6 protein-coding genes are annotated in these 7,009 nt (G+C 59.3%); 3 read left to right on the top strand and 3 right to left on the bottom strand.

The window, feature by feature from the left end:
- Positions 1-189 precede the first annotated feature (189 nt).
- From ACH2DG_RS20795 to ACH2DG_RS20785, 3 genes are all read right to left on the bottom strand, one after another.
- A complete protein-coding gene (locus tag ACH2DG_RS20795) occupies positions 190-948 on the bottom strand; it encodes a 3-hydroxyacyl-CoA dehydrogenase (RefSeq protein WP_395028490.1) in 759 nt (252 codons plus the stop codon).
- Between the two features lie 207 nt (positions 949-1,155).
- The gene (locus tag ACH2DG_RS20790) at positions 1,156-2,202 is read right to left on the bottom strand and encodes an extracellular solute-binding protein (protein ID WP_395028488.1); all 1,047 of its coding nucleotides are present in this window, start codon (positions 2,200-2,202) and stop codon (positions 1,156-1,158) included.
- 424 nt (positions 2,203-2,626) lie between these two features.
- Positions 2,627-3,181, bottom strand: a complete 555-nt coding sequence (locus ACH2DG_RS20785; protein ID WP_224152250.1) for a phasin family protein — start codon at positions 3,179-3,181, stop codon at positions 2,627-2,629.
- A gap of 414 nt (positions 3,182-3,595) precedes the next feature.
- Between ACH2DG_RS20785 and ACH2DG_RS20780 the strand changes: the two genes are divergently transcribed.
- From ACH2DG_RS20780 to ACH2DG_RS20770, 3 genes are all read left to right on the top strand, one after another.
- A complete protein-coding gene (locus tag ACH2DG_RS20780; RefSeq protein WP_395028491.1) occupies positions 3,596-4,063 on the top strand; it encodes an acyl-CoA thioesterase in 468 nt (155 codons plus the stop codon).
- Positions 4,064-4,183: 120 nt separating this feature from the next.
- Positions 4,184-5,437, top strand: coding sequence for a nicotinate phosphoribosyltransferase (pncB, locus tag ACH2DG_RS20775; RefSeq protein WP_395028486.1), 1,254 nt, complete (start codon positions 4,184-4,186; stop codon positions 5,435-5,437).
- A 155-nt stretch (positions 5,438-5,592) separates the two neighbouring features.
- On the top strand, positions 5,593-7,009 hold a 1,417-nt coding region (locus ACH2DG_RS20770), incomplete at its 3' end, for a sodium:proton antiporter (protein WP_395028485.1).

The following is a 7,009-nucleotide window of genomic DNA, read 5'->3' as shown; positions in this document are numbered from 1 at the left end:
CCTGTCACGCCGGGGGTCGCGGGTTCGAGTCCCGTCCACTCCGCCAGATTCCAAACCCTCTTGCTTTGTGCAAGAGGGTTTTTTGTTTGCATTCTTGCTTGTTCTCCGAACCGTTGGCGAAAGGCGCATACAAGTAAAAAATGCCTTCCTGGTGCGGGAAGGCATTTTGTTTTTGGGGTGTGGTGATTTTTACTTGGGGGCCAGGCGAATTGCACCATCCAGGCGGATTACTTCGCCATTGAGCATGTCATTTTCGATGATCTGCTTGACGAGCTTGGCATAGTCTTCTGGCTTGCCCAGGCGGCTGGGGAAGGGCACGCCGGCTGCCAGCGCGTCCTGCACTTCCTGGGGCATGCCAAACAACATGGGCGTGCCGAAGATGCCGGGCGCAATCGTCATGTTGCGGATACCGTTGCGGGCCAGGTCGCGAGCAATCGGCAGTGTCATGCCCACCACTCCGCCCTTGGATGCAGCATACGCTGCCTGGCCAATCTGGCCGTCATAGGCGGCCACGCTGGCCGTGGAGATCAGCACGCCGCGCTCACCAGTGGCTTCAGGCTCGTTCTTGCTCATGGCGGTGGCAGCCAGGCGGATCATGTTGAAGCTGCCGATGAGGTTGACAGTGATCGTCTTGCTGAACACGTCGAGCGAATGCGCACCGTTCTTGCCCACCGTTTTTTCCGCCGGAGCAATGCCCGCGCAATTGACGAGGCCAAAGAGCTTGCCCAGCGAGACGGCCTTGTCGACCACGGCCTGCGCCTGCTCGGCGTTGGAGACATCGCATTTGATGAAAGCGCCGCCCAGCTCCTTGGCGATGGCTTCGCCTTTGTCTGCATTCATGTCGGCGATGACGACGGTCGCGCCTTCCTTGGCCAGCATGCGCGCCGTGCCTTCGCCCAGGCCCGATGCGCCGCCGGTGACGATGAATACCTTGTTTGAAATCTGCATTGCCGTGTCTCCTTGTTGAGCAGATGGTGTCGATGGATCTCGGAATAGGTTCCCAGGCGCTTCGTAGTACGAGGGGCTTGCATATTCCAAGTTGACGTTAACGTCAATTGATCAGCATCTTACCTGAGGACGGGTGCTTTTCCAGTCGCAAAAAAAGCCCGTTCGCGGGCTTTTTGTGTCATGGCTGCGGCGCGCTGTCGCAGGAGGTCACTGGAAGCCAGCGCGGTCCAGCATCTGTTGCACCTTGCCCATGTTGGCGCCCACGGCGCTGATAGGAATGGTTTCGCTCTTGAATGGTTTGCCCTGGGTCATCGATTTGAGGGCAGGGTTGTCCACTTGCACGTTCTTGGCAGCAGGCCACTCGTTGTTGCCATTGGCAAAGTAGGTCTGTGCTTCGGGGCTGGCCAGGTATTCCAGGAACTTGACGGCATTGTCCTTGTTCTTGGTGTACTTGGCGATGGCGCCACCTGCAATGTTCAGGTGGGTGCCGTAGCTGTTCTGGTTGGGGAACACCACGCCCACCTTGTTGGCGACCGCCACATCCTCTGGGTTGTTGGAGCGCAGCATGCGCGCAAAGTAATAGCTGTTGGTGACGGCGATATCACATTCACCGGCCGCCACGGCCTTGATCTGGTCGGTGTCGCCACCCTTGGGTGGGCGCGCCAGGTTGTCCTTGACGCCCTGCAGCCATTGCTGGGCCTTTTGCTCGCCCATGTGCTCGGTCACGGCACCGAACATGCTCAGATTGTAGGGGTGAGAGCCCGAGCGGATGCAGATTTTGCCTTTGTTCTTGGGGTCAGCCAGGGCTTCGTAGGTGTCGACGTCTTCCTTCTTCACCTTGACCTTGTTGTAGGCGATCAAGCGGGCGCGGGTGGACAGGCCAAACCATGCAATGCCGCCATCCGCTTCAGGCTGGGCGCGCAGGTTGGCAGGGATGACTTCTTCGAGCTTTTGCGAGCGGATGGGCAGGAACAGGCCATCCTTTTCGCCACGGTACAGACGCGCAGCGTCCACCATCAGGATCACGTCGGCAGGCGATGCCGCGCCTTCGGCCTTGAGGCGGGCGATGATGCCTGCGTCGTCCGAATCCACACGGTTGATCTTGATGCCTGTAGTCTTGGTGAAGTTGGTGTACAACGCTTCGTCGGTCGAGTAATGGCGGGCCGAGTACAGGTTGACGACTTCTTCAGCATGGGCGGCAGCACCGGCGGAGACGAGGGCACATGCGAGTGCCAGGGCTTTGAGAGATTGCATACGGCAGATTGGGCCAGGAACAAAGATGCCCGATCTTAATTCAAACAAGAATTATTCCCAATTGTTTTTTGAATCTCAGTCGATGTGGCGCAAGTTGACCGGGGGGTGACAAGCTTTGTATGCACCTGGGACGGCATCTGGCAAAGCACTCCGGGTCTGCCTTGCGTTGCTAGGCTGCGGCCAAAAAAAAGCCCGGTGTGAACCGGGCTTTAAAAGGATCCATGAAACTAGGTTTCGAAAAGATCCAAGGAGACAACTGGGTGTGTTGAATTTCTCAACACAATGGTGCAATTCTAGGGTTAACCCTTTGCTCTGTCCAGCGCTCTTTCTGCTTTTTTACCAAACTGTAGGAGTTTGGCAACAAGAGGCGGAAAAAGCACGTGAATCCGTCGCTACGGGGTCACCAGGCAAGAATGGCGCCGAATTAACGCTTCTTGGCAGCGGTACCAACGTTGCCAGCAGCCTTCACCACATTGTTGGTGATGGTGTTGAAGTTGGTTTCAGCCACTTCGCCAGCTTGCTTGACAGCCTTTTGTACGCTGTCATAGGCGTTGTTGGCAGCAGCAACGGCGGTCTTCATCACAGCTACGGCGCTTTCAGAGCCAGCAGGTGCGTTCTTGGCGGCGGTGTCCACGAATTCGTTGAACTTGGCTTGGGCTTCGCCGGCTTGCGATTCGAAAGCCTTGCTGAATTCCAGGCTGGTGGCAGCAGCGATTTCGTACAGGTGACGACTGTAGGCAGCAGACTTTTCAGCCATGGGCTGCAGCAGGCCAGCTTGCACGCTGATCAGGTCTTGGGCGTTCTTGGCGTCCAGCACCGACTTGGCGTTGGTGGCTGCGTCGTTCAGGGCAGCGCGGGTGGCGGCAACATTCAGTTCCACCAGCTTTTCCACGCCTTCGAAGGCCTTGTTGGTCAGGCCAACGAGGGTTTCCAGGTTAGCTTTGTGTGCAGCCAGGATTTGATCAGGGGTCAATGCCATTTTCTTGCTCCGTTTAGTCAGTCAAACATTCAAGGTCAAGATCCGGATGCCGGTCTGCATCCGTGATCCTTGTGCATTGCGATCATTTTGCTGCACTGCACAATAATCGTTATTGTATGGATCTGGAACGCTTTTGCAAGTGTTTTTTGTGCACTGCAGCAACAAAGTGTTTTTTATTTGAATTCAAGCGGCTACCGGGCGGCAGACTGGTTGAAAAGGCAACCAGTTTGCCTGCGGCGTCCATGCCTGAAAAACCTCTTTCGGTGTTTTTCTGTATTTGTAGCGCTGCTTTGTTTCAGTGGTGTGGCAAACCGTGCGTTGTCCTGCGATTCACGCCCTGCGTGGTGACAGGTAGAGGCCTCTGTCGCTTTTACAATGCCAAGCGCCTTGAATACATTCCTGAACGGCCATGCCATGAGCGATACGCCAGCCACTGCCGCACCTCAGCGGCCACAGCCGCAGTTGCGCGGCACCTTTGCCCATTTTCAGCGCATCACCACCCGGTGGTCCGACAACGACGTGTATGGCCATGTCAACAATGTCGTCTATTACAGCTGGTTTGATGCAGCGGTGAATCGCTATCTGATCGAGCAGGGAGCGCTCGATATCCATGCGGGCGGGACGATTGGTCTGGTGATCGAGACCCATTGCAACTACTTTGCGCCGGTGGCCTTTCCGCAGGAGGTGGACGTGGGCATCCGGGTGGCCAGCGTGGGCCGCAGCAGTGTTCGCTACGAGGTGGGCATTTTTGTGGCGGGCCAGGAGGCCAGTGCGGCCTGCGGCCATTTTGTGCATGTGTATGTGGACCGCACCGAACGCAGGCCGGTGGCGCTGCCTGGCACCTTGCTCCGGGCGGTCACGGCCATTCAGCTGCAGGGATAGCTGCGGCGGCGTGCGCCTGCGCAATCGCCTACACTTGGCAGGTTGCGACCATATGAAAAGGCGCAGGGCATTGAGGCCATTCACCGGCTGCCGGTGGTGAGCGCCCCGCGCAGCCAACCAATGATTATCCAAAGTCTGCTGGACACCGACCTGTACAAGTTCACGATGATGCAGGTGGTGCTGCACCAGTTTCCGGGGGCGCAGGTGGAATACCGGTTCCGCTGCCGCAATCCGGGCGTGCAACTGGCGCCCTATGTGGACGAAATCCGCGCCGAGATCCGGGCCCTGTGCCAGCTGCAGTTCAGCGATGACGAGTTGGCCTACCTGCAGTCGATGCGCTTTCTCAAAAGCGATTTCATCGATTTTCTGCGGCTCTACCAACTGAACGAAAAATACATTACCGTCAGCCCCAAGCCCAATGGCGAGATCGACATCGCCATTCGCGGCCCCTGGCTGCATACGGTGCTGTTCGAGATTCCGGTGCTGGCCATTGTCAATGAGGTGTATTTTCGCCATACCCAGCCCCAGCCGGATTGGGAAGCGGGCCGCGAGCGCCTGGCAGCCAAGATTGCCGCCATGCATGCACCGGGGCTGGAAAAGCTCAAGATTGCCGACTACGGCACGCGCCGCCGCTTCAGCCGCCGCTGGCAGGAAGAGGTGCTGCGCTCGCTCGCTGGTGGCCTGGGCGTTGCCACCAAGACGCCGCGCGCCGGAGAGCGCCTGGGCCAGCTGGCGGGCACCAGCAATCTGCTGTTGGCCAAGGAGCTGGGGCTCACGCCGCTGGGCACCATGGCGCATGAGTATCTGCAGGCCTGTCAGTCGCTCGGGCCGCGTCTGCGCGAAAGCCAGATCTTCGGCTTTGAGATGTGGGCCAAGGAGTACCGGGGCGACCTGGGCATCGCGCTGTCGGACGTGTATGGCATGGACGCCTTCCTGCGCGACTTCGATCTGTATTTCTGCAAGCTGTTTGACGGCGCGCGCCATGACAGCGGCGATCCGTTCAGCTGGGGCGAGCGCCTGATTGCGCATTACAAGCAGCACAAGGTCGACCCGCTCACGAAGATTCTGATCTTCAGCGACGCCCTGACGATTCCGCGCACGATCGAGCTGTTCCAGCGCTTCCATGGCCGCTGCCAGCTGGCATTCGGCGTAGGCACCAATCTGACGAACGACCTGGGGTACGAGCCGCTGCAGATCGTCATCAAGATGACGGCTTGCAATGGCCAGCCGGTGGCCAAGATTTCGGATGCACCGGGCAAGGGCATGTGCGACGACGAGAAATACCTGGCCTACCTGCGCCAGGTGTTCAACCTGCCGCCAAACGATAACCAGCCGCCACAAGGTGTGTCTCCGGCGCCTGCACGGGCGGGCTGAGGGTTGATGAGCTTGGATGAGGGCGGCTCTGCGGGTTTGCCCCTGGCCGCGCAAGCAGGCAGAGGAAGCTGGTTTCATTAGAATCAGCTCTCGGAGCGCGCCCGGCATGCGCTGTCAGCTATTATTTTTATAAAAACAGATACAAGGAGTTCGGTATGGGACAAGGCACAGGCCCGAGGGGCTGGTGGCGCGGTGCGGCGGTCGCCATCGGGGCGGCTGTACCCGGGCTGGCGTCTGCGGCGGGTTTCAATGGTGCGGATCTGTCGGTGGCCTGGGGCATTCCGTTCGCGGGCATTTTGCTGTCGATTGCGCTGATGCCGCTGTTCCTGCCGCATTTCTGGCACCACCATTTCGGCAAGGTGGCCGCTGGCTGGGCGCTGGCGTTTCTGCTGCCTTTTGCAGCCGTCTTCGGCGTGAGCGCGGCGACCGGCAGCCTGGTGCACGCCCTGGTAGCCGAGTACATTCCCTTCGTGATCCTGCTGACGGCGCTGTTCACCGTCTCGGGTGGCATCTATATTCGCGGCAATCTGCATGGCACGCCCGCGCTCAATACCGCCATTCTGGCCATCGGCGCGGTGCTGGCGAGCTTCATGGGCACCACGGGCGCATCGATGCTGCTGATTCGCCCGCTGATCAGGGCCAATGATGCACGCAAGAGCTGTGCCCATGTGGTGGTGTTCTTCATCTTCATCGTCTCCAACGCGGGTGGCTCGCTCACGCCGCTGGGCGATCCGCCGCTGTTTCTGGGTTTTTTGAAGGGCGTGGACTTTTTCTGGACCGTGCGCCATATCTTTACCGAGACTCTGTTCCTGGTGGGTGCGTTGCTGGTGATCTTCTACCTGCTCGACAGTGCCAGATTCAAGGCCGAAGGGCCGGTGGCCCGGCCTGACCCGACGCCCGATACCGGCTCCATCGGCTTTGACGGCAAGATCAACTTCGTGCTGCTCGCCGTTGTCGTTGGCCTGGTGCTGATGAGCGGGTTCTGGAAGTCGGATGTGGGTTTTGCCATTGCAGGCGCCCATGTGGGCCTGCCCGGCCTGTTGCGCGATATAGGCTTGATCGTGGTGGCGGCGCTGTCCTTTGTGCTCACGCCCAAGGTGGTGCACCAGGCCAACCAGTTTGACTGGGGGCCGATGCAGGAGGTGGCCAAGCTGTTTGCCGGCATCTTCCTCACCATCGTCCCGGTCATCGCCATGCTGCAGGCGGGCGAGAGCGGGCCGTTTGGCGGTATCGTGCGCGCGGTGACGCGGCAGGACGGCACGCCTGACCCGGCGATGTACTTCTGGGCGACAGGCTTTCTGAGCAGCTTCCTCGACAATGCGCCAACCTACCTGGTGTTCTTCAACACGGCGGGGGGCGACCCTGCCACGCTGATGACGACCATGGGCTCCACCTTGGCGGCCATCTCGGCCGGTGCCGTCTTCATGGGCGCCAATACCTATATCGGTAATGCACCCAACTTGATGGTCAAGGCCATTGCCGAGAGCCGTGGCGTGCGCATGCCGAGCTTTTTTGGCTACATGGCCTGGTCGTGCAGCATTCTGGTGCCGCTTTTCATCGTCATGACATTCA

The organism is Comamonas odontotermitis, assembly GCF_040396735.1.
GTDB lineage: Bacteria > Pseudomonadota > Gammaproteobacteria > Burkholderiales > Burkholderiaceae_C > Comamonas > Comamonas odontotermitis_C.
This window is presented reverse-complemented; position numbering and strand designations above follow the sequence as displayed.

What these genes read in the sequence shown, in the direction of transcription:
- ACH2DG_RS20795 (WP_395028490.1), bottom strand. Translation starts at nt 948, where the DNA reads ATGCAGATTTCAAACAAGGTATTCATCGTCACCGGCGGCGCATCGGGC.
- ACH2DG_RS20790 (WP_395028488.1), bottom strand. Translation starts at nt 2,202, where the DNA reads ATGCAATCTCTCAAAGCCCTGGCACTCGCATGTGCCCTCGTCTCCGCC.
- ACH2DG_RS20785 (WP_224152250.1), bottom strand. Translation starts at nt 3,181, where the DNA reads ATGGCATTGACCCCTGATCAAATCCTGGCTGCACACAAAGCTAACCTG.
- ACH2DG_RS20780 (WP_395028491.1), top strand. Translation starts at nt 3,596, where the DNA reads ATGAGCGATACGCCAGCCACTGCCGCACCTCAGCGGCCACAGCCGCAG.
- pncB (WP_395028486.1), top strand. Translation starts at nt 4,184, where the DNA reads ATGATTATCCAAAGTCTGCTGGACACCGACCTGTACAAGTTCACGATG.